The following is a 25,795-nucleotide window of genomic DNA, read 5'->3' on the forward strand; positions in this document are numbered from 1 at the left end:
GTTAAATAACGTTCAAACAAAAAACTGTGATTTTCGACTGAAAGATAGGAACTTTCAAAGTTGAAAGATAACAAATGGCATCTGCTTTATTAAACGGGAAGGAGTCGTTCTGCTCCTGTAAGGTTTATCTCTCTTTCCAATCAACCCATACTTTCATGCGGCCAGCTTGGCGGTTATCCCATGCATAATACGGGATGAGCGTAAAATTATCATTGCCGTTTTGGGCTTTAATCGTGGTTACACCACCCAGTAAGGTGGGCTCAAAGGTGGTACTGAATTGCGTTTTTTTCGACAACAGAATTTGATCATAATCCAAATGACGGTTGTCTTGCTCTTCTACACAATAGACCAGCGGTCCACGCTGAATGGCGCGTTTGCCTTGGTTTGCTTTCACGCGGGGGTCGGCAGCAATGACCTTCACTGGCATCTCCATCCGTAGTTTGAGAACATCATTTTTAGCCCAAGTACGCGCCACCGTCAAGTAACCTTTATCGGCCGTTAAACCCGCTACGGCTTTTCCGTTGATTTCAACGACGTACTTATCGCACCAAGCTGGAATACGCAGTTTTAGGGCAAAATCAGCTTTGCTACTATCAGGAATGGCTTTGATTTCCACTTCTCCCGACCAAGGATAATTGGTTTTTTGGGCGAACTTCACCTTGTGTTGTCCCAAAACCACTTCCGTTTCGCTGCCTACATACAGGTTTACCCACAAAGTATTTTCGGAAGTATTGTAAATATAACCACCCACCGAAGGCATCAAACGCGACACATTGCTGGGGCAGCAAGCCGTACCATACCAAGGGCGACGGTGATGCAACCCAAACGAAGCCAACGGATTGACGTAAAAAAACAGATTTCCAGTCAGTTGTACCCCTGCCAATGCACCGTTGTACAGCGAGCGTTCTAGCACATCCACGTATTTGGATTCTCCCGAATAGAGATTCATGCGTTGATTCCAAAAAACCATTCCGACCGAGGCGCAGGTTTCGCAGTAAGCAGATTCGTTGGGCAAATCATAATCGACCGTAAAGCCTTCATTTTTGGTTGAAGAACCAATGCCCCCAGTGATGTACATATTTCGCTCTACCACGTCGGCCCACACGCGTTCGAGGGCTTGGGTGTAGCCACGGTCGCCTGTTTCGGCGGCTACGTCGGCCATGCCCGTATACAGATACATGGCGCGAACGGCGTGCCCTTTGATGTCGGTCATTTCGCGCACTGGCACGTCGTCCTGGCAATAGCGGGCGCCATCAAAATGCTTATCTGTCCAGATTTGACCGCGTCCGTGTCCTTTGCCGCGTTGCTCGATAAGCCAGTCGGCGAGTTTGAGGTAGCGGTCGTTGTTGGTCGTATGATAAAGTTTTACCAAGGCCAGCTCCAATTCCTGATGCCCCGTTACCCACGGCTTATTTTGGAGACGAAACGTAGAATCAAAATGATTGGCAAAACGAATAGACACATCCAACAATTTACGTTTTCCAGTGGCGTCAAAGTAGGCTACCGCCCCCTCAATCAAGTGACCCAAGCAATAATCCTCGTGCTTTTCCATGTCGGTCCAGCGTTTTTCAAGACCTACCAATGTATAATATGTATTCAGGTAACCATCGGGAAGTTGGGCCGCCGCAATTTTGTCAATCCACTCATCAGTTTTGGCCTCTAAGGCTTTATCGGGGGTAGTTTTGAGCGTGTATGCAATCCCTTCAATGACTTTATACACATCAGAATCATCAAAATAGATGCCTTTGTGCTTTCCGCTCCGGAGGGCAGCATTCTCAAAATTTCGGATTCGAGCCGTTGAATCTTCGGTGTAGGTCATACAAACTGGCAAGGTGGCCGAATGGACTTTTTCAATGCGGGGTTTCCAAAAGAAGTCTTTGACCGTGACTTTGGAAAAATTTACGGGCGAAATCTGGCGTTGGGCTGAGACGCCATAAACCCCAAAAATGATAATCAGTGCTGAAGAAAAGAAGGATTTCATAGGTAAATGGTTAGCTATTCCTACCAAAGCAAATATTCAGTTTTTTTTAACTGAAAAGACCTTCTACGCCAATGACATAGAAGGTCTTTTTTAGCTTGAAAACAAAGAAGTATGATTAGGCAAACGTCAACGAATCCACTTCAATCTCTTGGCTCAATGCATTTACCATTTCCAATAGTTCATCGGCATTGGCTTTTTCTACTTCAGTCAGTACTTCCACTTTACGACGGGTGTACAATGAAATCGGAAAACCGCGTTTTTGGAGGTAATATTTAGCAACGGTTGGGTACGCATAATGAATTACGGGCATGGTATCAATCAACAGCTGTTGTACGCGTTGAACTTTGTCTTGCTGCGTTGGCTCATTGAAATTATTGCACAACCACACAATCAATTCTGGAAAGAAATTTCCCTGAATACACGACAATCCCGCCGAGCCTGCTTTCAACGAAGCCACTGCGTGCTCCATGTAGGCATCATAAACGCCGAATACCTGACCTTGAGTAGCGGCTATTTTGGCTTTTACGTTTTCAATATCTAGTGATGTATCTTTGTGGTAAATCACGCGACCAGTGGCGGCCAATTCTCCCAAACTTTCGGCGCTAACGAGCCTTTTGTAAGGCACAGGACATTCATACAAACCATACGAAACACCGGGGGTTAATTGAAGCAACTCGTGCATCCGCTCCATAAAAATCGCATCTGACTCGTCGGCGGTGGCAATTAAACTTGTAATCACAATCACCGCCTGAATACCCGTACCATAAATCTTTTTGGCAAATTCGGCCTGCTCCGCAATTGGGCCACCAAATGTACCCGTTGCCACGACCGGAACGCGCCCGTTTGCCACATCCACCACGTGCTTGGTGATGGCAATACGCTCGTCTTCGCTCAGCTCATACATCTCGGACGAAAGGCAATTGGCAAATAAGCCAGCCGCGCCCGCTTCTAAATAAAATTCAGTAAGTTTGGTTAATCCCTCAAAATCAATCTCGCCGTTTTCTTTAAACGGAGTCAACATAACGGGAATAAAACCTTGTGGAAGGGAATTTTGCATGGATGAATAATCAAATATTATATATGTAAATAATAAAGTTCAGTACCATTTTGAACTACTTAGGCTTTTGCCAGCCCGACAACATTGGTCAATTGTCCGATTTTATCAATTGAGATAGCAACCGTATCGCCCACCTCAACCGTAAAATCACTTGAAGGAACTAATCCCGTGCCTGTCATCAGGAATGCACCAGCTCTAAACGTACTCGACCGATACAACCAACCAATAAGCTCGTCAGGTGTTCGTTTGAGTTGGTCGAGCGTTGTTATCCCCTGAAAAACAATCCTTTCGCTACGCCTTACTTCAATGCTGATGACCGCATTTTGTGCCATTGGTTCGGCGGGTACATACAGGCAAGGGCCCAAAGCGGCAGAGCCATCGTATATTTTGGCCTGCGACATGTAGAGCGGATTTTCGCATTCAATGCATTTAGAACTCATGTCGTTGCCAACAGTATAACCCACGATTTTGCCAGAAGTAGTGGCGTACAATGTCCATTCTGGTTCGGGAACATTCCGGATAGAATCGGGCCGAATATTAACGGTACCTCCCGACCCCACTACTTTGTAACCCAATGCTTTAAAAAAAAGCTCGGGGCGCTCGGCTTCGTATACCTTGTCGTAAAACATACCTCCACACGCACCTTTTGACTCCTCCATCCGAGCTACTTTGCTACGGTAATAAGTCACCCCAGAGGCCCATACTTCCTGACTTACGGCGGGCGGTAAAAGGTCTTTTGATTCAAAGTCCAACACTGGGGTTAAACCTGCTATTTGGGTCAGAACATACGAGTGCAGATCATCCCTGTTAATCAGCGTATCCCAATCGGGGCAGGGAAGTTGGAAATACTCCTCCTGAAATTCAGCATAAAAGCCTTGCTTGGTTCGATAAAGTTTCATCAACTGGCTAATCCATTTTCATGACATGTACGTTTTCAATTTAAGTTTAGGTGTAGCTTTAGTAATACTCTGTTTTTGGTCGAAAAGACTATTTTAAAATTACAATGTTTACTTACAAGTAGTTAGAAAACAACCTGTACAATATCCACAAAAGCGAGCTACAAATAAAATTGTCAATTTGACAATTATTCTTTTTCTTTGCACAAGTAAGAATTTATATTTCCCTCTTTTAGTAATAATCGTTCTTTAAGACTAACCTCAAAACAATCTATTTTATGTCCCTAACACTCGGAAATACCGAATATTTCAAAGGCATCTCCAAAATTCAGTTTGAAGGCCGTGAATCCGACAACCCGCTGGCATTCAAGTGGTACGACGAAAATCGTCTGGTGGGTGGAAAAACAATGAAAGAGCATTTACGTTTTGCCGTTGCCTACTGGCATACATTCTGCGGCACTGGTGCCGATCCATTCGGACCTGGGACGAAGGATTTTGCATGGGATGCAAACAATGACGCGGTTCAACGCGCCAAAGATAAAATGGATGCTGCTTTTGAATTTATTACTAAACTGGGCGTTCCTTACTATTGCTTTCACGATGTAGATTTGATCGATGAAGGCCCAAGCATCACCGAATACGAGCGTCGTATGCAGGCCATTGTTGATTATGCAAAAGCCAAACAAGCCGAAAGCGGCGTAAAATTATTGTGGGGTACGGCCAATGTATTCTCCAATCCACGCTACATGAACGGTGCTTCGACCAACCCTGATTTCAATGTAGTAGCTCACGCTGGGGTGCAGGTCAAGAATGCTTTGGATGCAACGATTGCGCTCAATGGCGAAAATTACGTATTCTGGGGTGGCCGCGAAGGCTACATGACTTTGTTGAATACCAACATGAAGCGTGAGCTAGATCACCTTGGTCAATTCTTGACCATAGCGCGTGATTATGCCCGCAAAAACGGCTTCAAAGGTACTTTCTTTATTGAGCCTAAGCCTTGCGAGCCGACCAAGCACCAGTACGATTACGATTCGGCAACCGTCATCGGGTTTCTGCGTCAGTATGGTTTGGACAAGGATTTTCAATTAAATATTGAAGTAAACCACGCCACCTTGGCGGGACATACGTTCCAGCACGAGTTGCAAGTAGCGGCCGATGCCGGCATGTTGGGCAGCATCGATGCCAACCGGGGCGACTACCAAAACGGCTGGGATACCGACCAATTCCCGATTAATTTGAGTGAATTGACCGAGGCAATGTTGGTAATTCTCGAAGCGGGTGGTATCACAGCGGGAGGTATTAACTTTGACGCAAAAACCCGTCGCAACTCAACCGACCTCGACGATATTTTCATTGCGCACATTGGCGGGATGGATGCTTTTGCACGTGCACTCGTAATTTCAAATGATATTCTGGAGAAATCCGCTTACAAAAAACTGCGTACCGAGCGTTACGCTTCGTTTGACAGCGGTGCAGGTAAGGATTTTGAAAATGGCAAATTGACATTGGAAGACTTACATAGCTTTGCGGTAGCAGCTGGTGCACCAAAACAAATCAGCGGCAAGCAAGAGCTGTTTGAAAACATTCTGAATCAGTACATTTAATTGGGATCCTTCACAAGAAAAAAGCGTTTGAGGGTTTAAAGGCCGTCAGACGCTTTTTTCTTGGCGCAGCCTATCAATCTCGCTTAACTTTACTTGGAAGATTCGCGCTTGTAGAAGACTATTTCAATGCCCCCATACCAAAGACATCACGGCAAAAACATCAATCATCCAGAGGGTGAATGATATTTCTTTCCCTTTTCCAACGGCGGTTTTGAGGATGGTCCAACTCAAAAAACCAAAAATAATTCCTTGAGTAATGGAATAGCTGAAAGGAATCAACACCAATGCCAACAAACAAGGAATGGCTTCATCCATACGGGTCCAATCAATCTTGGTGATGGGTTTCATCATAAACGCACCCACCAGAATCAACGCGGGAGCAGTGGCAATGCTCGGAATGACCGAGAGCAAAGGAGATAAGAACATAAACGGCAAAAACAAAAATGCCGCCACTACCGCCGTGAGCCCCGTGCGACCGCCTTGCTCGATTCCCACCGCCGACTCAATGTAGGCCGTTCCGGGGCTAGTGCCCAACAAGCCCGCCATTGTGGTGGCCACGGCGTCGGTTAGCAGCGATTGCCGAATATGGCGCGGGTCGCCGTTTTCGTCGTAAAGATTGGCCGCTTCGGCAACGCCAACGAAGGTTGAAAGACTGTCAAATAAATCGGTAAACGCAAAGGCAAAAATGACTGGCCAAAGCGCCAAGGTCAAAGAGCCCGTCAAATCCAATTGAAACAAAAGGCTAAAATCGGGAGCCGCCCAAAGTCCGCTCCAATTGACCAGTGTAGACTGCCCAAAGTTAACCGCCGAAGCATCGCCCCACCAACGGCCCACAGGAATCGCCGCCAACGTGGTCAACACAATGCCAATGACGATGCCTCCTTGCACTTTTTTCACCACCAATACCGCCGTAATGACCAACCCCAACAAAAACGTCAGTAGAATCGGGTCTTTTAAATTGCCGATACCGACCAAGGTGGCGGGATTGCTTACGATAAACTTGGCGTTGGTCAAACCAATCAACGTGATAAAAAGCCCAATTCCCGACGAAATCGCGTAGCGCAAGGGCTTCGGAATGGCCTGTACAATGTAGGTCCTAACGTTGAAAATTGACAGGATAAGAAAAACGATTCCCGCCCAAAATACTGCACCCAAAGCCGTTTGCCATGCCACACCCATTCCTTTCACAACGGCGAATGTAAAAAAGGCATTCAGCCCCATACCCGGTGCTACGAGCAATGGGTTACGCGCATACAGCCCCATCATCAAACTGCAAAAGAAAGAAAGCAACACCGTAGCCGTTAGCACACCGCCGAAAGGCATTCCCGATTGACTCAAAATGGCAGGGTTCACTACAATAATGTACATCGTAGCCAGAAAAGAAGAAAGCCCCGCAATGACTTCGGTACGCACTGTTGTACCGTTTTGGTCGAGGGAAAAGAAGCGTTGGAGCATAGGTATTGGCAGTTTTGGTAAAAATAAAAATGTCAACGCTGAATGCAAAGACCCTTGCGGGAATTTACGTTCAGCGTTGACAAACAAGAGATAAAATAAGCGCGTTCCTAGAATTTCAACGCCAGACGCTCCACAGGAACATCGTTTATCAAATGACTTTCGATGATTTCTTCAACGTCAGCGAGTTCTACTTTGCCGTAGAAAACACCTTCTGGATACACCACCAACGCGGGGCCGAAGGCACATACGTCTAAACAGCCCGATTTTTGGGCACGGATATCAATATGTAGATTTTTCTCTTTCAGAGATGTTTTGAATGCATCAACCAATGCTGCGCCGTGCTCGGCTCCGCAGCATTTTTTGCCACCGTCTTTTTGATTGGTGCAAATAAAAACGTGTTTTTTGTATTTCATAAATCAATTAGAATGGATTAAAAATAGACGTTGGACGTCGGATTAGGGACTAAAGATAGCGCCCACGACCCAACGTCCAACGTCTAAAGGGAACAAATTTTATCGCTTAGCTACCGAAGGTGCTTTAGAAAGCGTAATGTAATCTGCCAAAATCCGACTGGTTTCATTCATGTAAATGTCCTTTTTCTTCTTGTCGGCCGCTTTGGCGGTTGCAGGAGTTTCATCGTCATCCACTTCGTCATCCGTTTCTAGCTTTTTCAGGGCAGCACGTTTTTTCTCGGCTTCTTCACGCTCTTTCTTCCGTTTGGTTTCTTGCAACGAAACTACGGTATTTTCGCGCGCTTTGCGGAACAGCTCCAACTCGTCTACAAACGTTTTCATTTCCAATTCCGACTTAAGACGTTGCTGATACTTCTCGCGCAGTTTTGCTACTTGTTTTTCGTTCAAAGATTTGGTCACGTCAAAACGCGCCGTGGCAATTTGATCCCAAGGCAAAGCCGTGGGTTGTGAGCTTTCGCCGTATTCTTCCGCGCTGAATGCCGATGGGAATTCAATATCTGGCGACACCCCTTTGCGCTGGGTACTGCTACCATTGATGCGGTAGAATTTCGCAACGGTGATGTTGATTTGCCCCAATTTATCAGAATCTTTAATCCACTGGTTCAAATCAACCATGGTTTGAACAGTACCTTTACCGTAGGTTTGCTCACCCAACACAATACCACGTTTGTAGTCCTGAATAGCGGCCGCAAAAATTTCAGAAGCCGAGGCACTAAAACGGTTGATTAAAACCGCAATCGGGCCATCGTATGTCACATTTGGATCAGGGTCAGTTTGTACTTCCGTATCACCCGTTGATTCACGTACCTGTACCACTGGGCCTTTTGAAATAAACAAACCCGTCAATGAAATCGCTTCTGTTAATGACCCGCCACCGTTGTTGCGTAAGTCGATTACAATTCCTTCGACATTTTCAGCCTTGAGTGAATCGATGATTTTCTGCACGTCGCGGGTGGTACTAGCAAAGTCTTTATCACGCTTACCAGCCCCTTCAAAGTCCCGATAGAACGACGGAATGTTGATAATACCGATTTTGTAATCGTGCTTATTTTGATTGATGGTCACGATTTCTTTCTTGGCACGAGAAGTTTGCAAATTTACTTTCTCACGTACTAGGCGGATTTCTTTCGGAGGGTCGTTGGGCAGTGCGTCAGAAGCCAATACTTGCAAACGCACGATTGTTCCTTTCGTTCCTTTGATTTTCTTCACGGCATCGTCTACGTACCAACCCACAATATCCTCCACTTTTCCTTCGTCTCCCTGCGCTACGCCAATAATGCGGTCGTCTTTTTTGAGACGCTTGTCCTTAAAAGCAGGTCCGCCCGGAACCACTTCCACTACTTTGATGTAGTTTCCATCTTCACGCAATACCGCACCGATTCCTTCGAGGGCTTGGTACATATCCTGCTTGAAACGGTCAGAATCGGCGGGTGAGAAATAACGGGTGTGTGGGTCAAGTACTTCGCAGAACGCATTCATGTACATCTGAAATACCTGCTCGCTACGGAAACGGCCTAAGTTACGTTCACGGTTTTTGTAACGATCTCTCAGAAGCGTTACCACTGAGGTATCGGCTTTACCCGAGAGTTTCAACTCAAGTGCTTCGTTTTTAAGCAATTTGCGCCAGATTTCGTCCAACTCTTCCGTATTTTTAGCCCAAGAAGCTTTTTCACGGTCGGTGTTGAATGACTCATCTACCGAAAAATCAAATTTAGGATTGGCCAACGCTTTGGTGATGTAATTGCTCCGCTCGCGGTAGCGTTTGCGGAAGGTATTATAAATATCATACGCCGCCGTCAAATCGCCGTTGTTGAGGGCTTCATCGAGTTGGGTACGGTATTTATCAAAATACTGAATGTCCGAAGCAAGAAAATACAGTTTGCCGCGGTCAATGTCGCTGAGGTAGTTATCATACATTTTTGTCGACAACGAGTCGTTGACATTGAATTTACGGTAATGATACCCCGAAAAGATTTTAGTCACGTACGCCTCCACTTTCTCCTGCGTAAGGGTAGGTTTGAGGTCATCATCCGCAACAGCGAAGGGACGAGAAGATACTACCCGCGAACGCGAGTCGTCGGGTTGCAGACTCAGCAGCAACACCGGAGCTAAGGCGATTAAAAAGCTTTTCATTTTCATACACTGATTTAATTGATTTCGGCCCCGGGATATTGGAGATTGAAATGGTTGGAAAAACCTCCAACATCCGCCAAAATCATTTTACGATTTCCAATAACTCTACTTCAAATACTAATGCCGAATATGGCTTAATTTGTGGACCTGCGGCGCGCTCACCGTAAGCGAGATTGTAGGGTACGTATAGTTTCCATTTAGAACCTACGGGCATCAGCTGCAACGCTTCTACCCAACCCTGAATCACTCCGCCTACCGGAAACTCCGCTGGCTGACCTCTATCTACTGAACTGTCAAAAACCGTTCCATCCACCAATGTTCCATGATAATGGGTCTTTACCGTATTATTGATGGTAGGTTTGGGGCCTTCTCCCGCTTTCATGACCTCGTACTGCAAGCCGCTGGGTAAAGTAACGATACCAGCCTTCTTCTTATTCTCTGCAAGGAATTTTTCTCCATCCAATTTGTTTCCTTCAAACTTCTTGGCATCTTCTGATTGGCGCTGGGTTTGGAGCTTATTAAAATAATTTCCTAAAATCATTTGCGCCTGGTTGTCATCCAAATCTGATTTGCCACCTTTCAATACATCCTGAATTCCTTTGGCCAGTAAGTTAACATTGATTTTGTCGAGGCCTTGTCCTTTTAGGTTTTGGGCTATGTTCATCCCGATGCTGTACGCTACCGAGTCTAATTCATTGGTCATTTTGGAGGCAACAGCTGGTTTGGCTGGCGTTGCTTTGACAGGGGCTGGTTTGGCGGCAGTCGCGGGTTTAGCGGGTACTTTTTTAGTTTGTGAAAATGTAACAACCGTTGAAATCAACAATACAGATACAGTGCAAGCTAGATACTTCATTAGATAAACAAATTTGGATTGGTTTTAGTAGATTCTTTGAAAATCAGGGTCGCTTTCACAATTAAAACTAAGCAGAATTCAAAAAATCAAAAGTTTCTTTAAACTTTCGTAAATAAACGTAAAATTGATAGAAAAAAGTTTGGAAAAATGAATTATTTGAAATTTATACCCCAATATGGGTTATTTGTATTTTTGTTTCCTACTAACACTTTTACCTTATTGAAACACATTGACTCCCTCTCCGAAATGACCGTTTTGCACGACACCAAGTTTCACTCAACCCATCTGCATCGGCAAGTATCTCTTGACATTCTTCTGCCCGAAGGCTACACCCACACAAATCGTGCGTATAAAGTACTCTACATGAACGACGGGCAGGACTTGGAGCGCTTACAAATGCAACAAGTCATCCAAAAAACGGCGCCTTCCATTGAGCCATTTATCCTTGTAGCCATTCATTGCGGCGAACGAATTCAGGAATACGGAACCGCCTCTCAACCAGATTATAAACAACGCGGCGCGAAGGCCAGTTCCTACACCTTATTTATGTTGGAAGAACTCATGCCTTACATCCAACAACACTACCGCGTCCTCACTGGCCCCCAAAACACGGTTATCTGCGGTTTTTCACTGAGTGGGCTGTCGGCGTTTGATATTACTTGGCACCACCCTGAGCGCTTCGGCAAGGCAGGCGTATTTTCGGGTTCGTTTTGGTGGCGACAACGCGCTTACGAAAACCATTACGACGACCACAACGACCGAATCATGCACCGTTTGGTACGCGAAACCGCCTCTACTTCCATACAACCTCCGCAATTTTGGTTACAGACAGGCTCAGAAGACGAACGAGACGACCGCAACAACAACGGCGTCATTGATTCCATTGAAGACACTCTTGATTTGATTGCCGAACTCGAACGCAAAGGCTACCGTTGGGGCAAAGACGTTTGCTACGCCGAAGTCAAAGGCGGGCACCACGACCAAGCAACGTGGTCGGCGGCCATGCCCGATTTTCTAAAATGGGCTTTCGGCAAACCTCAGTAAACTAGCGACTTGGGATTGAACCGCATTTTATTTTTTAACAAATAACTATTTTCAAGGTTTTGTCATTTGGCCGACATTCGGTTAAGACTTGATGTGTCATTTTTGCATCATCAAACTATCAATTCCGAATAAAGTCATGAAAACAATCTTTTTGGCCACGCTTCTTCTCCTGACCGAAATTATTTTTGCGCAGTCCCCCGCGCTCCGTCAAAAACAGTTTAATTTAGAAAAAGGCCTCGCGCTCTCTGGCTACGACCCCGTCAGTTATTTCCAAAAAAATCCCACCAAAGGCTCAAAGACGTATGTAGTCGTATATGAGGGAGTTACGTATCAATTTTCTTCCGGGGCCAATGCCGAAACGTTTAAAAAAAATCCCGCCGCTTACGAGCCTCAATACGGCGGTTGGTGTGCCTACGCAATGGGCGCAGCCAACGGTGAAAAAGTTGAGATAAATCCCGAAACCTACAAAATCATCAACGGCAAGTTGTACCTTTTTTACAACAAACTGTTCAACAATACTTTATCGGATTGGAACAAAGATGAGGCCCATTTGAAAATAAAAGCCGACAAAAATTGGCAACGTGTTTCTGCTCAATAATATACCCTACATCCTTCCTCACTGAAAAATACCTCAATCCATGAAAACCAAAACCATCCTCTCTTGGCTCGTTCAAATCGTAGCGGCGGTCATTTTGTTACAAACACTTTTTTTTAAATTTACGGGGGCCGAAGAAAGTGTCTACATTTTCTCCAAACTTGGCGTTGAGCCTTACGGCCGAATTGGCTCGGGCGTTATTGAATTAATCGCGGGTATACTTTTGCTCACACCGCGTTATTGCTGGATTGGCGCTATCTTGGGGCTGGGCACCATGGCAGGCGCTATTTTGTCGCACCTTACGATACTGGGGATTGATGTACTAGGCGATGGGGGGCAGTTGTTTGCTTTGGCACTGATAACCTTCAAATGCTGTGCACTCGTCGTAATATTACATTGGTCAAAAGTCATTTCAACCCTTCGTGGATTACTTCCTGCGCATTGAGCCACGCCTTTTTTTTATTGAACATTTGTCCTTTTAACTTGCTTTTAGTGTTAATATTCTCTTATTCCTCGTATGTTCTCAACCCTTCGTTCCCCACTTTGGCTCGTTAAATTAGTGAATTATGAATATTGGACTTGGTGGGTGTTTTTTCTGCCACTTACACCCTATTGGCTCTATTTAGCCCTCCGAAACCGCTCGCTTACGTATTTTACTACTGTTAATACTTGTATTCCCGACGGCGGAGTTTTCGGTGAATCTAAGAACGATATTCTCGCTCAAATTAGCCCTCAATTTTTACCAGCGGGGACGTTTATTCCACAGGGAGAAGCATGGGAAATGGTGGAAGAAAAGCTAAAGAAAGCGAGCATTGCGTTCCCGCTCATCGTCAAACCCGACGTAGGAGGTCGGGGATTTAGGGTGCACAAAATCGAGGATTCCGACCAACTTCAACGCTACTTAAAAGAGACGCCGCAACCCGTTATTATTCAAGAATACGTTGATTATGAATTGGAATTTGGGGTGATGTATGCCCGTTTGCCCGAAGAGTCTAAAGGCAAAATCACCTCTATCACGCAAAAGGAATTTTTGAGCGTAGTCGGCGATGGTCATTCTACGGTGGGCCAACTACTAACCCAAAACACCCGCGCCCGTTTTGCAATGCAGGAATTGCAGGAACGCGTAAAAAACGACTGGAATAGCGTAGTACCGAAAGGTGAGCACCGCTACATTCAGCCCATTGGCAATCATTGTTTGGGGACGAAGTTTTTGAATGCTAATCACCTCATTAATCAACGGCTAGAAAGCGTTTTTGACCAAATTGCCTTGCCGATTGAAGGATTTTATTACGGGCGTTTTGACCTCAAAGTAAGCAACTTAGAAGACTTCTACGCGGGCCGTAACATCAAAATCATGGAACTAAACGGAGCCACATCGGAGCCTGGACACGTGTATGACCCTAGCTATACGCTATGGAAAGCCTATCGGGATATTATGCACAATATGCGAATCGTGGCCGACATCAGCGCCGCTAATATCCGCTTGGGGGTAAAACCTACGCCGTTGGGTAAACTCTTACAAACATCCCGCGAATTTTTTGCCATGAGCGGTCAACTTTGAGCTGCATCTATTTGAGTAAATAGTTCGTATATTTACTGGTATTAATGCCTGATTTACTCTAATCACCTTGTAGGATGACCCCGCAATTTCCCCTCGAAACCCGCTACTGGTACCTCCGCGACCATCAGCTATTCAGGCACCTCGACTCCGCAGAACTCAGGCAAATCTGCCTGATTACCAACTTTAAATCAGCCAAGAAAAGCGAGATTATCTATTTTGCACACGACGAGACCAACCGGGTTTATCTTCTCAAAAAAGGCGTTATCAAGATTGTAGAACTTGATGCCGAAGGCAACGAAACGGTCAAAGAAGTGATTCAAAAAGGAGACCTTTTTGGCCAGATAACCCTTGATGCAACCGACATCGACGAGTTTGCGGTGGCATTATCTGACTACGTGACAGTGTGCAGTTTCAAAATCGAAGATTTTGAAAAAGTCATCCAACAAAACCCTAGCCTCGCCGTCAAATTCACTAAACTGATTGGGTTGCGTTTTCGCCGATTGGAGAACCGTTACGCCAATCTGATGTTTAAAGACGTCCGTACGCGCCTTCTGCTTTTTTTGGAAGAATGGGCCGAAAAAGAAGGCACTCCTACCCCCGAGGGTATTACGCTCAAAAACTACCTGACCCACCAAGACTTGGCCAGTCTGATTTGCAGCACGCGCCAAACCGTAACACAACTTTTCAGTGAATTGAAGCATAGCGGGCTCATTGATTACAACCGCAGCAGTATTGTTATTCCTGATGTGAAGCAACTTCGAAAATTAACCGTATAAAAATTCAAGGAATGTCAGCAAGCCGACATTCCGTTGTGACAAATTCAAACACCTTTGTCATAGAAACAAACTTTAAATCTATGAAAAAGGCACTGTTAATGATTTGTTTGACGCTGGGAGGAATCGCCTGTCAAAAGAATGAAGAGCTCCAACCCGTTTCTCCTGTTTCCCCTACGGGCAATGTAGGCCCTGGAATCAACAAGCCCATTACGTCATTTGATTCTACTGGACAAAAACTAGTGGCGCAGGGGATGTTTATGTCCAACGTCCATCCGACTTCTGGTGGGGTAAAGCTGTACCAAAAAGGGGATAAATATTCCCTTGTTTTCAACGACTTCAAAACCGACAGCGGGCCAGATTTGCGGATTTATCTCTCCGAAGACCGCGTTGCTTCTCGGTTTGTGGAAATTAGCAAAGGCGTAAATCTCGGTAATTTTTTCATTGAATTGCCTTCAGCTCCCGATCTCAAAACCCAAAAGTACATCCTGATTTGGTGCAAACCATTCTCCGTGTTGTTTGGCAATGCAGAACTCAAGCAATGATATTTCTTTCCCAAAAATCAGCCTTGAATCTGGCCATTCAAAAATTCTTTTCTTAACAATTACACCCTATTGATTCCATGAAAAAAGCATTGTTGGTAGTGCTCGCGTTAGCGGCTTTTACGGGCAGTCACGCCCAATTCAGTTACCCAAAAAAAATAACTACGGCCGACGTGGCCCTGTCGGCCATCGGAGGGTTTTCGGGGGCGCTTTCGTACCAACAGCTCTACGGCATCGGCAAAGCCAAGCGATTCAAAGTGGGTTGGGGCGTTCGGTTAACATCGTTTGTGGGGAAAGACATAGACTACATTACCGCCCCCGCCCGCCTCACTTCGGGAGAAACGGGCCCGCAGGTGTTGTTTGTCGAAAATGTACTGTCCAACCTCGATACGCTCAAACTACCGCGCTCCCAAACCAACGCCCTCAATTTGGCCATTCACTTAGAATACAGTTTTCGCAAACTAGACGTAGGCTTCAATATCGACGCCATCGGCGCTACTTTTGGAGCCGAGCAAACAGGAACATTTTTGGCCAAATCTACCGACTCACGTTTGAGCGGTACGCAACAATCTGCCAAGCCAACGGTTTTCAATTTATTGTTGGTCAGCGACAACGACTTGGGCAGTTTAAATTCTGAGTTGTATGCGCGCTATTGGTTCAGTCCCAAAACAGGGATACGACTCGGGGCAAGTTTTCAGTTTACGGAATATACCACTTCCCAAAATCTAACTTTTGAAAACGACCGCTTCCGCAACAAGATTCTGATGCCTTTTGTGGCAATTTCTTTCAAATTATAACTGCGAAATGCTATTTCGGCCCTATGAAAAAAATCTTAATTTTAGTACTTTGCGTAAGTGTCTCGGTAACTGCTGTGAGTCAAGTCTGGCAACCCGTTTCATCTGTTATTGGTTTTTCTGTAAAGATGTTGGGAGTAACAGTGAATGGTTCATTTAAAGGATTGGCCGCAACCTTGAAATTCAACCCTGAAACCCCCACCATGAGCAGCATTGCCGCCAGCGTTGATGCGGCAACGATTGAAACCGAAAATACGCTTCGGAATCGCCATTTACGCGAAAAAGAAGACTTTTTTGAGGTTGCTAAGTACCCAAAAATCAGCCTAAAATCCACTAAAATCGAAAAAGGAACCAACGGCTACATCGGCTACTTTGACATGACCATCAAAGCCATCACTAAAAATGTCAAAGTACCGTTTACATTTTCAGAAACCAATAATAAAGCTACTTTCAGCGGAACCTTTAAAATCAACCGTAAGGATTGGGCCATCGGAGGCAACACCTTCGGCATGTCTGATGATGTTACTATCCGTCTAACTGTTAACGCCATTTCAAAATGACCTTGCTCCAACGAACCAATCTGGACGTTTTATTACAACTGAAAGATTTGCTCAAAATTATTTCTCCAGCGGCGTATTCCGACCCATTGCCCCTACTGCACGGAAGCAGCGTAGGCCAACACGTGAGGCATACCTTGGAGTTTTACCAATGTCTTTTTGAACAGGCACCGCACGGTTTTGTGGACTATGATGCCCGCCAGCGAGACCTACGGTTGGAAAATGACCCTGCCTTTAGCATAACCAAGGTGGAGCAATTGGTCGAAGCCTTAAAAGAACCGATTCCCACCACTCAGATTATCCTAAAGGCTTCGTTTTTGGAAAACGATACCGAAGAAATTCAAACGACTTGGGCCCGCGAGCTGGTATATATGGCTGAGCACGCCATTCACCATTTTGCCATCATAAAGATTGCGCTAAGAGAGCAATTCCCCGAAATAGCCGTACCAATACATTTTGGCGTGGCGTATTCAACCATCAAGTACCGGGAAGTCGTGCTGGCCTGATACGCGCCTCGCCAAGGCGTTGGGTGAAAATCATCAAATAATCTTTCAATTCGTCTTCTGTTTCGGCAGAACATAAACCGGCAAACCATGTGCTTTGTAACCTATATTCCACACCAACAAGGCTTTATCTTGACTTCTAACCGCGATGAGAGCGTAGGTCGCCCAAAAGCTTTACCGCCCAAGAAATACCTCATTGATTCCACGCCCGTCTTTTATCCACAAGACGGACTGGCAGGAGGCACTTGGATTGCGGCTTCGCCCAAGGCGACCGTTTGCTTGCTCAACGGAGCTTTTGTAATACATCATCATAAACCTCCCTATCGGATGAGTCGGGGAAAAGTAGTCCTTGATTTTTTTACGTATGCGCACCTAGCCGATTTTGTCAGCCAATACGATTTTACGGGCATTGAGCCATTTACGCTGGTAGTAGTGGAGGAAGGTAGTGAGCCTGCGCTTTCGGAGCTTCGCTGGGATGGGGCACAATTGCACCTCAAAGCACTGAATGCGGGGCAGTCTTACGCTTGGTCGTCGGTGACGCTTTATTCAGACGCCGTCGTTCGGGAGCGGGAACGTTGGTGGCAGGATTGGCAACAACAGCACCCCATTTTTGAAGCAAAAGATGTGCTTGAGTTTCACAACTTGGGCGGAAATGGCGACAAAGCAAACGATTTGGTGATGAACCGAAACGGTCAATTGCGAACCGTCAGTACTACCCAAATTCAGAAAACGCCCACTCAGTTTTTGATGAACTACCGCGACAGGCTCAGCGGCCATCACTTTAAGTATCGAATTTTTGAAGCCGAAAAAATTAGTTGTCTGTAACAACCTCAGAAGCAAGGAATTGCCTTGTTTCTTCATACGGAATATTAATAATGATAACGGTACCGCCGTTGGGTTGACTTTCGATGGAGAGCGTGCCGCGAATATCCAACGTCCGCTGGCGGATATTTTGTAAGCCCATTCCTTCTTCCACTCGTTGAGTTGGAATGCCCTTTCCGTTGTCGGCTACGGTCAAAACCACCCGATTGCCCTGTCGTTGCAGCGTCACAAAGGTTTTGGTAGCTTTGGCGTGTTTCAGCACGTTATTACACAATTCAAAACCAATCAAATAGAGATTAAACTCGATTTCAGGCGTGAGTCGCGCTGGCAAATCCCCCCCCGTTTGGAGGCTAAACTGGGTCGTTCCCGCAGAGTTTAGTTTGTAAATCAAGCGGTCAAATACGGGCAAAAGTCCTTCACGTTCCAAATCTTCTGGGAGCATATTGTGCGAGAGCGTGCGCACCTGACGGCACGCATCAATCATCATTTCTACCACATTGTCATAAATCTCACGTTCATGGCGGTCAAGTTGCGAAGGGTCAAGAATTTGTAAGCTGAGCTTGGCCGCCGACAGAAGCCCCCCCAAATTATCGTGCAACTCCGAAGCTACGCGTTTTCGTTCCGTTGTTTGCCCTTTCAGAAAAGCTTGTTCTATTTCCCGTTTTTTACGGGCCAGTTCATAGTTTTTCTGACGCAATGTCCGGCTGTGAAAAATCAGTCCTATCCCGATTGCACTCAGAAGAAGTACCACAACGAGCAGGAAATTACGTGTCCGGTTTTGCAACGCAATCTGCTGTTCTAGCCGGGTACCATCTACCTCATACGCCCGACGCATATCGGCCAATGCCACCAACCGACGCGCAATACCCAGGCTGTCGCGCAGGGTGGCCTCCTGCCGGTAGGCACGCAGGGAAGCCATTTCGTTGCCAAGTTTATCGTAGGCTTCAGTGAGGGTATGATACGCAAAAGGCTTGAGAGAGGCATAATTGTACTGATTGGCCATGGCCAGCGCTTTTTCAGCGTAGCTTTGCGCTTTGGTATAATCCTTCAACGCTAAAAAAGATTCTCCGAGGCTGTTGGTGACCGAGGCAATACCACGGGTATGGTTTACTTCTTCAAAAAGAGCATACGCTTTACTCAACAACGGCAATGCCTTACCCGCTCGCCCAATTTTGTTGTAATAATCGCCCATCTCTTCGTAGGTACCAGCCAACGAAATCTTATTGTTCAGCTCCTGGGCTACGGCAAGTTGGCGATTAAACATTTCGAGGACCAACTTATCCTTCCCCCACTGTTGATAAAGGGTACTGAGCATACTGTAGAGCCCCAAGATGTGTTTAAGTTTGAGCGGCCTATCGTCATCGGGCGTGCTTTCCAACTGCGCCAAGGCCGTTTTAAAATATTTTTCAGCTTTTGGATTATCAGAAGAATGCAGAAAACTTAACCCCAAATTTTGCTGAATCATCCACGCCTTACGACAGTTACCCCCCAACGCGTCGCAAAGTTTGAGCGCTTCAAGACTGATTTCAAGCGACCTCACATAATCATGTCCGCGTCGATACTTCACCTCCCGGCGCAGCAGCGCATCAATCATCATTTCTTTATCGTCCTGTTGTTTGGCCAACTCAAAAAGGCGGTCATTGTAGGCCATACTCGTATCGAGGTCTTTATAATCCCCTTCCAGATACAAAGTTCCCAGCAGGTTAAGTACCTGCATTTTTTTTCGAAGCTGTTTGGAATCTCCCGACGGCCTCTCAACTTCTGCCAATAGTTTTTTTGCAACAGTTTTTAGGCTGTCTTTATAGACTCGGTTATAATTTCGAGTATGGTCAATACGCGGCACCTGTCCTGCTGTTTTGAACAGCGGTAAAAAGAGAATCCATAAAATGAGCGAGTTTTTCATGCCCAAAACGCTAAAAGTAGGGGGTAAACCGTTGATTTTGTGGGATTTTGAAAACACTAATTTAGAATAAACTTAGGGAAGTGAAAAATAAAAGAATGCTTTAACTGCTTTTTAATTTGTTTTTTAAGCGGTATTAATCTTTTAAACGGTGCTTTGTGTCGAAAAAAATAAGTTCGCACCATGAAGCACCTCAGTTGGATTTTTTTAGTAAGCGCCCTCACTTCCCAAGCGCAAGATTCCCTCAAAACAATTCCCGAAAAAACCGAATTGAAGTACAATCTCAATGCTTCAGGGTCCCATTTTTTTAAAGCTACATTTTTGAATCAAACGTGGTTTCGTTTCAACAACAGCAATCCCGGCACCACTGTACTCGGCGAAGCCGCCCCCCAAACGCTGGATTTGGGCCTCCGTCGTACGCGCATCCAATTGTTCGGACAAATCACCAACCGTACTTTTGTTTATTTTCAGTTGGGGATGAACAATTTTAATTTTTTAAACGGTTTCCCCGCCTTGGGCAATGCTCAGGGAGTGCCTTCTAATCGTAAAATTGCCTTTTTTGTTCACGATGCAGTGGTCGAATATTCAGCATTTGCCCATAAAGACTGGCTCAAAATAGGTGGTGGACTGACCATCCTCAACGGTCTTTCTCGCTTTAGCCAACCCAGCGTATCCAGCATTATGACCATGGACGTGCCCGTTTTTGCTCAGGCAACCGTTGATCAAACCGATGAATTTTCGCGTAAACTCACGCTTTATGCGCGCGGTCAAGTGGGCAAATGGGACTACCGTTTGGGATTAACCGACCCGTTCCCTATCGGCACGAGCGGAAACCCCGTTCCCGCCATTTCTGCCAATTCTACTTTTGCCGCCAAAGGCCATCATAAGCAATACCAAGGCTTTTTGATTTATAATTTCTTTGATAAAGAAGCCCACCAAACCCCCTATATGACGGGTACTTATTTGGGCAAAAAGAAGGTACTGAACATCGAAGGCGGCTTCATCAGCCAAAAAGCAGCCACGTGGCGTACCCAAAACTCAGGCCGCGATACAGTGTACAATGCCGTGAATTTGTGGTCGTTGGCGATGTTTGCCGATATGCCCGTCAATAAAGCCAAAGGAACTGCTATCTCGGCTTATTTGGGCTATTTCCATACCGATTATGGCGCCAACTACTTGCGTTTCAATGGCATCATGAACCCCGCCAACGGAACCACCCAGTCGCTTTCGGGTGTATCAGGAATCCAGGGAAATGCCTTCCCGATGTTTGGCACTGGAAGTGTGATTTACAGTCAATTCGGGTATCTGTGCGCGGCTGATTTATTAGGCAAAAATGGTACAGTTATGCCTTATGCTTCCGCCCAATTGGCCGACTATCAACGCCTCACCAAAGTCGCGGGGATTTATAACGTAGGACTTAACTGGTTACTTAAAGCCCATAACTCCAAAATATCGTTGGATTTCCAAAATCGCCCAGTCTATCAGAATGCCTCCGACGGCCTTTTAAAATCCAACGGACGACGCGGCGCCGTGACCATCCAATATCAAGTGTTTATTTAGTTTGTACTTACAGTAATAGAGAAAAGGTTTAGGTATAGCAAGAATCCAGCCTCTCATTGGGAGACTGGATTTTGACTATTTGTTATGTTGTATTGCGTAAATGTTTTAAAACGCTGCATAACGTCCCCCAATTTCATCTTTGTGCGCAACGAAGAAAAAAAGATTATCAAAGTAAGCGTAGAGTATCAGGGAATGGTATTTGAAGGAAAAAAAGAATAAAAAAAAGAAGTTGACGCAACCTTCAAGGAAAAAACTACGTGTGTATAAGTGAACTCTCTAACAGCTTTATTTCACTTAAACTCCTGATTTCCATGAATGTAAAACGTCTCCTCCTCCATCTGGGGGTAGCAAGCATTGCTATGTCTTTTCTAATCAGTTGTAACAAAACTGATGACACTCCAGAGCCCGTAAAAGTTACGTACAACAAAGACATTAAGGCTATTTTTGCCACCAATTGTACACCCTGCCACTTAGCAGGTGGGGCAAATCCAAACAAGTGGGATGATTACGCTACCGCCAAATCTAAAATCACTAACATCCTTGACCGTACACAACGGACGCCAGGGACAACAGGATTTATGCCACGTAACGGTACCGCTCAACTACCCGCTGCGACCATTGCCCTACTAAAGCAATGGCAAGCCGATGGATTGTTGGAAAACTAGCCAAGCTTCTTTTAATAAAAAAGGTTGCCCTCACAAGGCAACCTTTTTTATTGTCCTATAAAGCCGTAAATTTTGTACGTATTTTACTTTGAAGAGAAACAACTTCTTATGATGAAACACTCTACCCCTACAACTACCTTACTTCTGGTGATAGCATTGCTTGGAGCCTCTTTTTCCTGTAAACGCAGCAATGTAAACTATCAGCCCATTGCGGAAGCCTTCGAACCTGATTATCAACTTAATCGCTTTGAAAATGAGATTAAAAATTTTGAGAAAGAAGACACCGAAAAAGGCATAAAAAAAGGCGATATCTTGTTTTATGGTAGTTCCAGTTGGCGAATTTGGAAAGATATGAAATCCGATTTGGCTCCTTTGCCCGTATTGAATCGTGGCTTTGGTGGCTCAACCATTCCAGAACTCATTCACTATACAGAACGTGTGGTGTTTCCCCACGAACCCAAAGTACTGGTCATTTATGGTGGAGAAAATGATTTGACGGGTAAAAAGTATAAATCTGCCGAGCAAATGTTTGATTCTTATCGACAGTTTGTTTCAATCATTCAGAATCGTTTACCCAAAACCAAGATTTGTTTTGTCTCCATGAAACTCTCCCCTTCGCGTCGTAAACATTGGGAAACGGTCAAAAAAGGCAACGCCATGGTAAAATCTTTCAGTACGGGCAAATACCTGTCGTATGTAGACATCAACCCCGTACTTTTCAACCCTAACGGCACCGTCAAAGGTGAGCTGTATACCCAAGACAGCCTGCACCTCAACGCACAGGGCTACCGCGAATATACCAAAGTCCTTCTCCCATTTCTAACGAAAAAATATAAATAATCCATGCAAACCACTCGTCGCCAGTTTATTCAGCAATTGGGCTTTGCTAGTACGGGAATCGCCCTTGGGGCCGGTATCCCTTTTGATTCGTTTGCAAAATCAAAACTAAGCCTGCCGCGAAGCACCCCCGAAGCTCAGGGCGTAGACTCTGCTGGGATTACCGCCTTTATGAATGCCGTAGCTCAAAGCAAGCATGAGTTTCATAGCTTGATGATTCTCCGGCACGGGCAGGTAGTAGCTGAAGGTTGGTGGGCACCTTACCGACATGACTTGAAGCATACGCTATATTCGATGAGCAAGAGTTTTACTTCCACGGCGGTGGGTTTTGCCGTTGCCGAAGGGAAACTTAAAACAAGTGATTTGGTGGTGTCATTTTTCCCCAATGACTTGCCAGCTACAATCAGCGAGAACTTGGCCAAGCTGACCGTAAAAGACCTACTCAGTATGTCGGTGGGTCAGGAGACGGAGCCAATGGTAAGAAACGAAGACAATTGGGCCAAGGCATTTTTGGCCACCCCCATCAAATACAAACCCGGCAGCGTATTTTTGTACAACAGCATCGCTACGTATATGTGCTCGGCCATTGTGCAGAAAGTAACGGGACAGAAAATCATCGACTACCTCAAACCGCGTCTTTTTGACCCGCTGGGAATTGAAGGCGCCGATTGGGAAGAAGATTCGCAAGGCATTAACACAGGCGGCTGGGGCCTTCGTGTAAGAACCGAAGACTTAGCGAAATTTGGTCAATTATACTTGCAAAAAGGGGTGTGGAACGGCAAACAACTGATTCCGAAAGCGTGGGTGGAAGAGGCAACAACCTTTAAAATCCAGCAACCAGCACCCGCCAATCCAACCCGCCCAAATAACCAAAACGACTGGTTACAAGGGTATTGTTACCAGTTTTGGCGCTGTCGACACAATGCCTATCGGGGCGACGGTGCCTACGGCCAATACACTATTGTAATGCCTGACCAAGATGCCGTTATTGCCATCACCAGTGAGACCTCCAACATGCAGGGAATCTTAGATTTGGTTTGGGAGCATTTGTTGCCCGCCATGAAACCACAGGCCCTACCCGCCAATACCACGGCCAATAAAGCATTAAAACAACAAATGGCCGCCTTGGCGCTGCTGCCTCCAAAGGGAGGAGAATTGCGTACCAATGCCGCCAAAATCTCAGGAAAATTATTTCAGATTGAACCCAATTCACTCAACGTCGAAAGTATTTCGCTGGCGTACCGTGAGGGTGATAGCTACCAATTTATGCTCAAAGACCAAGAGGGTGTTCATAGGGTAATATGCGGACTCGAAAAATGGGCTTTTGGAGAAACTGACCTTGCCCGGCCTAATTTGGTTAATTCTCAAAAATTAAAATTTGAGCGCATCGCTAAGATTGCCGCCGCGGGTACGTGGAAAGACCCCAATACGTTCGAAATAACGCTTCGATACTACGAATCGCCGCACCGCAATTACATTATTTGTCATTTTGAGGGAGACACTGTCAAAGTAAATTTTGACAACAGCATCAATCGCATGACGGGAGCCAAAGACAAACGCCCAGTGTTGCAGGGAAAAACGGCCGTTTGACCCTAGGATTTCCAATTCTGAAAATAAACCTGAAAAGCCTTACCTAAAAAAACGCCCTCCAAATTTCTTTTGGAAGGCGTTTTTTTAGGTAATAATCAAGCAATTAGAGCGGGTTTTGTACCATTGCTTTGTTGGCATCCAATTCTCTTCTTGGAAGCAAAAACTCCCACTGCTTATCACCCGCTGGCATATCAAAAAGCACAGCGATGGAAGCAATATGATTGGTTCCGTTCCGGTTGAGGGGTTGATTCAATCGTTTCAAATCTAAAAATCTAAAACCTTCACCCCATAATTCGATTCTTCGGTTGAAGTATATTTCGTCTAGCAGCTTGGCCCCAGTGCTGGTTGAAAGTGTATAAGAAGCGTCTCTTTTGCTCACCAAATCAAACAAAACCTTAGCGGCATCGGCATCGTTGCCCAATTTAGCTTTGGCTTCTGCCTCAATCAGGTACATTTCTGCGGCTCTCATGTAGGGAGTGTCTCCCATCGCACTGGTCGAAGGAGTTCCTGGCAGCCTGAATTTCTGGTTGATGTAAGGTACTCTAACTCCACCGGGAGGAACGATAGAATTTGCGGCAGTAGGTGCTTTCACCCACATTTTGGCTCTTATATCAGTGGCAGGAATCTTATCATAAAGCAAATTATTAATCGCTTTGGGATACGTTCTGATAACCGTTGAATTATAATTGCAGGAAATGTAAGAATGGTATCCACCAAAAAACTCAGACTGGTCTTCAAGGTGGTCAAAACCCCACATCCACTCAGGGTTGCTGATGTCCTGAAACCCATCCTGATATTGTGTTTGTGACATCAGCGTAAAGCCCGCTCTGGCTTCTGCTGCGTACTTGGCGGCATCAGCCCAATTTTGCTGGGTAAGCGCTACTCTCGCCAATATTCCTTTTGCTACTGCCGAATTGATATGCGATTTGAAACTTCTGGCTACCGGAAGCAACGCCGCCGCATCCGTCAAATCTTTGTTGATTTGGGTATATACTTCTTCAACGGTTGCTCTTGGCAGGCCTTCGGTGGTGGGCGTCAATACCAACGCAACCCCTGGCTGGCTGTTTGGCTTAGCGGTTGCGTCATAACGCTTTCCGTAAAGCTGCACCAAATTAAAATAAGCCCATCCGCGAAGCGCCAATGCCTCTCCCTTCAACCGGTCTTTGTCGGCCTGTGGGCCTACTGCTTTATCAATGTTGGCAATGGCGATGTTGGCGTTACCAATGACCCGATAATACATTTGATAAGGGAAGCGAGTCACCGTGTTGACATCAGAACGGTGAGCGGTCCAGCGGGTTTCTCCAACGTGCCAGCTGGCCGCGGTTGTTCCAATGACCATATCTTCACCCATGTGATCCAAGATTATCATCATGGCAGGATGGCCCGAATGTCCTTGAGAATCAAGGTATCTAACAATAAGCGCCCGATAGATGCCATTAACGGCCGCAGCGGCGTTTTTGGTGGTGGCATACGCCGAGGCCGCATCAACGCTGGCCGTGGGAGCAGTGTCTAAATAGGTGTTTTCGCACGATGTAGCAAACATGCTGAAAACGGCTACTAATACGATTAAAAATCTATTTTTCATGAGTGTGTTGAT

Annotated in this window: 24 protein-coding genes; 15 read left to right on the forward strand and 9 right to left on the reverse strand. The window is 45.7% G+C overall.

The genetic code is table 11. The features are described 5' to 3' along the window. Positions 1-124: 124 nt before the first annotated feature. The 3 genes from NCI00_RS03370 to NCI00_RS03380 form a co-directional block, all read right to left on the reverse strand. Entirely contained in the window at positions 125-1,981 is a 1,857-nt protein-coding gene (locus NCI00_RS03370; protein ID WP_253525002.1) for a glycoside hydrolase family 127 protein, read from the reverse strand. A 115-nt stretch (positions 1,982-2,096) separates the two neighbouring features. Then, positions 2,097-3,038 (reverse strand): dihydrodipicolinate synthase family protein, encoded by a 942-nt coding sequence (locus NCI00_RS03375; protein ID WP_253525004.1) that lies wholly within the window; start codon positions 3,036-3,038, stop codon positions 2,097-2,099. Between the two features lie 59 nt (positions 3,039-3,097). Continuing rightward, complete coding sequence (locus NCI00_RS03380; RefSeq protein ID WP_253525006.1) at positions 3,098-3,937, reverse strand: fumarylacetoacetate hydrolase family protein; 840 nt, start codon at positions 3,935-3,937, stop codon at positions 3,098-3,100. 275 nt (positions 3,938-4,212) lie between these two features. On the opposite strand from NCI00_RS03380, the gene xylA reads away from it, so the two are divergent. Next, the gene (xylA, locus tag NCI00_RS03385; RefSeq protein WP_253525008.1) at positions 4,213-5,541 is read left to right on the forward strand and encodes a xylose isomerase; all 1,329 of its coding nucleotides are present in this window, start codon (positions 4,213-4,215) and stop codon (positions 5,539-5,541) included. Between the two features lie 123 nt (positions 5,542-5,664). Here the strand turns inward: xylA and NCI00_RS03390 are convergent, their stop codons facing one another. From NCI00_RS03390 to bamJ, 4 genes are all read right to left on the reverse strand, one after another. After that, positions 5,665-6,996: an NCS2 family permease gene (locus NCI00_RS03390; RefSeq protein ID WP_253525010.1), complete on the reverse strand. Its 1,332-nt coding sequence runs from the start codon at positions 6,994-6,996 to the stop codon at positions 5,665-5,667. Positions 6,997-7,103: 107 nt separating this feature from the next. After that, positions 7,104-7,409, reverse strand: a complete 306-nt coding sequence (locus NCI00_RS03395; RefSeq protein ID WP_013928646.1) for a (2Fe-2S) ferredoxin domain-containing protein — start codon at positions 7,407-7,409, stop codon at positions 7,104-7,106. Positions 7,410-7,508: 99 nt separating this feature from the next. After that, on the reverse strand, positions 7,509-9,602 hold the full coding sequence (locus NCI00_RS03400) for a carboxy terminal-processing peptidase (RefSeq protein ID WP_253525011.1): 2,094 nt from the start codon (positions 9,600-9,602) through the stop codon (positions 7,509-7,511). Between the two features lie 82 nt (positions 9,603-9,684). After that, positions 9,685-10,455, reverse strand: coding sequence for a BamJ family beta-barrel-assembly machinery protein (bamJ, locus tag NCI00_RS03405; protein WP_253525014.1), 771 nt, complete (start codon positions 10,453-10,455; stop codon positions 9,685-9,687). Between the two features lie 147 nt (positions 10,456-10,602). Between bamJ and NCI00_RS03410 the strand changes: the two genes are divergently transcribed. The 10 genes from NCI00_RS03410 (at position 10,603) to NCI00_RS03455 (ending at position 17,649) form a co-directional block, all read left to right on the forward strand. After that, complete coding sequence (locus NCI00_RS03410) at positions 10,603-11,499, forward strand: alpha/beta hydrolase (protein ID WP_374758829.1); 897 nt, start codon at positions 10,603-10,605, stop codon at positions 11,497-11,499. Positions 11,500-11,635: 136 nt separating this feature from the next. Beyond that, on the forward strand, positions 11,636-12,097 hold the full coding sequence (locus NCI00_RS03415) for a YHS domain-containing (seleno)protein (protein WP_253525018.1): 462 nt from the start codon (positions 11,636-11,638) through the stop codon (positions 12,095-12,097). A 40-nt stretch (positions 12,098-12,137) separates the two neighbouring features. Next, on the forward strand, positions 12,138-12,539 hold the full coding sequence (locus NCI00_RS03420) for a DoxX family protein (protein ID WP_253525020.1): 402 nt from the start codon (positions 12,138-12,140) through the stop codon (positions 12,537-12,539). Between the two features lie 72 nt (positions 12,540-12,611). Next, positions 12,612-13,655 (forward strand): ATP-grasp domain-containing protein, encoded by a 1,044-nt coding sequence (locus NCI00_RS03425; protein ID WP_253525023.1) that lies wholly within the window; start codon positions 12,612-12,614, stop codon positions 13,653-13,655. Positions 13,656-13,729: 74 nt separating this feature from the next. Continuing rightward, complete coding sequence (locus NCI00_RS03430) at positions 13,730-14,431, forward strand: Crp/Fnr family transcriptional regulator (protein WP_253525025.1); 702 nt, start codon at positions 13,730-13,732, stop codon at positions 14,429-14,431. An 80-nt stretch (positions 14,432-14,511) separates the two neighbouring features. Then, on the forward strand, positions 14,512-14,973 hold the full coding sequence (locus tag NCI00_RS03435) for a DM13 domain-containing protein (protein WP_253525027.1): 462 nt from the start codon (positions 14,512-14,514) through the stop codon (positions 14,971-14,973). A gap of 77 nt (positions 14,974-15,050) precedes the next feature. Further along, entirely contained in the window at positions 15,051-15,767 is a 717-nt protein-coding gene (locus NCI00_RS03440) for a hypothetical protein (RefSeq protein WP_253525029.1), read from the forward strand. Positions 15,768-15,790: 23 nt separating this feature from the next. Further along, complete coding sequence (locus NCI00_RS03445; RefSeq protein ID WP_253525032.1) at positions 15,791-16,324, forward strand: YceI family protein; 534 nt, start codon at positions 15,791-15,793, stop codon at positions 16,322-16,324. Further along, positions 16,321-16,827, forward strand: coding sequence for a hypothetical protein (locus NCI00_RS03450; RefSeq protein ID WP_253525034.1), 507 nt, complete (start codon positions 16,321-16,323; stop codon positions 16,825-16,827). The genes NCI00_RS03445 and NCI00_RS03450 overlap by 4 nt, the downstream gene beginning before the upstream one ends. Before the next feature lie 87 nt (positions 16,828-16,914). Next, the gene (locus NCI00_RS03455; protein ID WP_253525036.1) at positions 16,915-17,649 is read left to right on the forward strand and encodes an NRDE family protein; all 735 of its coding nucleotides are present in this window, start codon (positions 16,915-16,917) and stop codon (positions 17,647-17,649) included. On the opposite strand, the gene NCI00_RS03460 is transcribed toward NCI00_RS03455, so the two are convergent. Further along, a complete protein-coding gene (locus NCI00_RS03460) occupies positions 17,636-19,549 on the reverse strand; it encodes a tetratricopeptide repeat-containing sensor histidine kinase (RefSeq protein WP_253525038.1) in 1,914 nt (637 codons plus the stop codon). The two genes, NCI00_RS03455 and NCI00_RS03460, sit on opposite strands and share 14 nt — an antisense overlap. Positions 19,550-19,729: 180 nt before the next feature. Between NCI00_RS03460 and NCI00_RS03465 the strand changes: the two genes are divergently transcribed. The 4 genes from NCI00_RS03465 (at position 19,730) to NCI00_RS03480 (ending at position 24,198) form a co-directional block, all read left to right on the forward strand. Continuing rightward, positions 19,730-21,106: a hypothetical protein gene (locus tag NCI00_RS03465; protein ID WP_253525040.1), complete on the forward strand. Its 1,377-nt coding sequence runs from the start codon at positions 19,730-19,732 to the stop codon at positions 21,104-21,106. Between the two features lie 311 nt (positions 21,107-21,417). After that, the gene (locus NCI00_RS03470; RefSeq protein WP_253525042.1) at positions 21,418-21,771 is read left to right on the forward strand and encodes a c-type cytochrome; all 354 of its coding nucleotides are present in this window, start codon (positions 21,418-21,420) and stop codon (positions 21,769-21,771) included. Positions 21,772-21,879: 108 nt separating this feature from the next. Next, positions 21,880-22,611 carry a GDSL-type esterase/lipase family protein gene (locus NCI00_RS03475; protein ID WP_253525044.1) on the forward strand — a complete coding sequence of 244 codons (732 nt, stop codon included), beginning with the start codon at positions 21,880-21,882 and terminating at the stop codon, positions 22,609-22,611. Between the two features lie 3 nt (positions 22,612-22,614). Beyond that, the gene (locus NCI00_RS03480; RefSeq protein ID WP_253525046.1) at positions 22,615-24,198 is read left to right on the forward strand and encodes a serine hydrolase domain-containing protein; all 1,584 of its coding nucleotides are present in this window, start codon (positions 22,615-22,617) and stop codon (positions 24,196-24,198) included. A 103-nt stretch (positions 24,199-24,301) separates the two neighbouring features. On the opposite strand, the gene NCI00_RS03485 is transcribed toward NCI00_RS03480, so the two are convergent. Further along, positions 24,302-25,783 carry a RagB/SusD family nutrient uptake outer membrane protein gene (locus NCI00_RS03485; RefSeq protein WP_253525048.1) on the reverse strand — a complete coding sequence of 494 codons (1,482 nt, stop codon included), beginning with the start codon at positions 25,781-25,783 and terminating at the stop codon, positions 24,302-24,304. Positions 25,784-25,795 lie beyond the last annotated feature (12 nt).

The sequence above is a fragment of the Runella salmonicolor genome (genome assembly GCF_024158025.1).
GTDB lineage: Bacteria > Bacteroidota > Bacteroidia > Cytophagales > Spirosomataceae > Runella > Runella salmonicolor.

Bases quoted from the DNA above. Each gene is read 5' to 3' on its own strand.
- NCI00_RS03370 (WP_253525002.1), bottom strand. From the start codon at position 1,981: ATGAAATCCTTCTTTTCTTCAGCACTGATTATCATTTTTGGGGTTTAT.
- NCI00_RS03375 (WP_253525004.1), bottom strand. From the start codon at position 3,038: ATGCAAAATTCCCTTCCACAAGGTTTTATTCCCGTTATGTTGACTCCG.
- NCI00_RS03380 (WP_253525006.1), bottom strand. From the start codon at position 3,937: ATGAAACTTTATCGAACCAAGCAAGGCTTTTATGCTGAATTTCAGGAG.
- xylA (WP_253525008.1), top strand. From the start codon at position 4,213: ATGTCCCTAACACTCGGAAATACCGAATATTTCAAAGGCATCTCCAAA.
- NCI00_RS03390 (WP_253525010.1), bottom strand. From the start codon at position 6,996: ATGCTCCAACGCTTCTTTTCCCTCGACCAAAACGGTACAACAGTGCGT.
- NCI00_RS03395 (WP_013928646.1), bottom strand. From the start codon at position 7,409: ATGAAATACAAAAAACACGTTTTTATTTGCACCAATCAAAAAGACGGT.
- NCI00_RS03400 (WP_253525011.1), bottom strand. From the start codon at position 9,602: ATGAAAAGCTTTTTAATCGCCTTAGCTCCGGTGTTGCTGCTGAGTCTG.
- bamJ (WP_253525014.1), bottom strand. From the start codon at position 10,455: ATGAAGTATCTAGCTTGCACTGTATCTGTATTGTTGATTTCAACGGTT.
- NCI00_RS03410 (WP_374758829.1), top strand. From the start codon at position 10,603: ATGAATTATTTGAAATTTATACCCCAATATGGGTTATTTGTATTTTTG.
- NCI00_RS03415 (WP_253525018.1), top strand. From the start codon at position 11,636: ATGAAAACAATCTTTTTGGCCACGCTTCTTCTCCTGACCGAAATTATT.
- NCI00_RS03420 (WP_253525020.1), top strand. From the start codon at position 12,138: ATGAAAACCAAAACCATCCTCTCTTGGCTCGTTCAAATCGTAGCGGCG.
- NCI00_RS03425 (WP_253525023.1), top strand. From the start codon at position 12,612: ATGTTCTCAACCCTTCGTTCCCCACTTTGGCTCGTTAAATTAGTGAAT.
- NCI00_RS03430 (WP_253525025.1), top strand. From the start codon at position 13,730: ATGACCCCGCAATTTCCCCTCGAAACCCGCTACTGGTACCTCCGCGAC.
- NCI00_RS03435 (WP_253525027.1), top strand. From the start codon at position 14,512: ATGAAAAAGGCACTGTTAATGATTTGTTTGACGCTGGGAGGAATCGCC.
- NCI00_RS03440 (WP_253525029.1), top strand. From the start codon at position 15,051: ATGAAAAAAGCATTGTTGGTAGTGCTCGCGTTAGCGGCTTTTACGGGC.
- NCI00_RS03445 (WP_253525032.1), top strand. From the start codon at position 15,791: ATGAAAAAAATCTTAATTTTAGTACTTTGCGTAAGTGTCTCGGTAACT.
- NCI00_RS03450 (WP_253525034.1), top strand. From the start codon at position 16,321: ATGACCTTGCTCCAACGAACCAATCTGGACGTTTTATTACAACTGAAA.
- NCI00_RS03455 (WP_253525036.1), top strand. From the start codon at position 16,915: ATGTGCTTTGTAACCTATATTCCACACCAACAAGGCTTTATCTTGACT.
- NCI00_RS03460 (WP_253525038.1), bottom strand. From the start codon at position 19,549: ATGAAAAACTCGCTCATTTTATGGATTCTCTTTTTACCGCTGTTCAAA.
- NCI00_RS03465 (WP_253525040.1), top strand. From the start codon at position 19,730: ATGAAGCACCTCAGTTGGATTTTTTTAGTAAGCGCCCTCACTTCCCAA.
- NCI00_RS03470 (WP_253525042.1), top strand. From the start codon at position 21,418: ATGAATGTAAAACGTCTCCTCCTCCATCTGGGGGTAGCAAGCATTGCT.
- NCI00_RS03475 (WP_253525044.1), top strand. From the start codon at position 21,880: ATGATGAAACACTCTACCCCTACAACTACCTTACTTCTGGTGATAGCA.
- NCI00_RS03480 (WP_253525046.1), top strand. From the start codon at position 22,615: ATGCAAACCACTCGTCGCCAGTTTATTCAGCAATTGGGCTTTGCTAGT.
- NCI00_RS03485 (WP_253525048.1), bottom strand. From the start codon at position 25,783: ATGAAAAATAGATTTTTAATCGTATTAGTAGCCGTTTTCAGCATGTTT.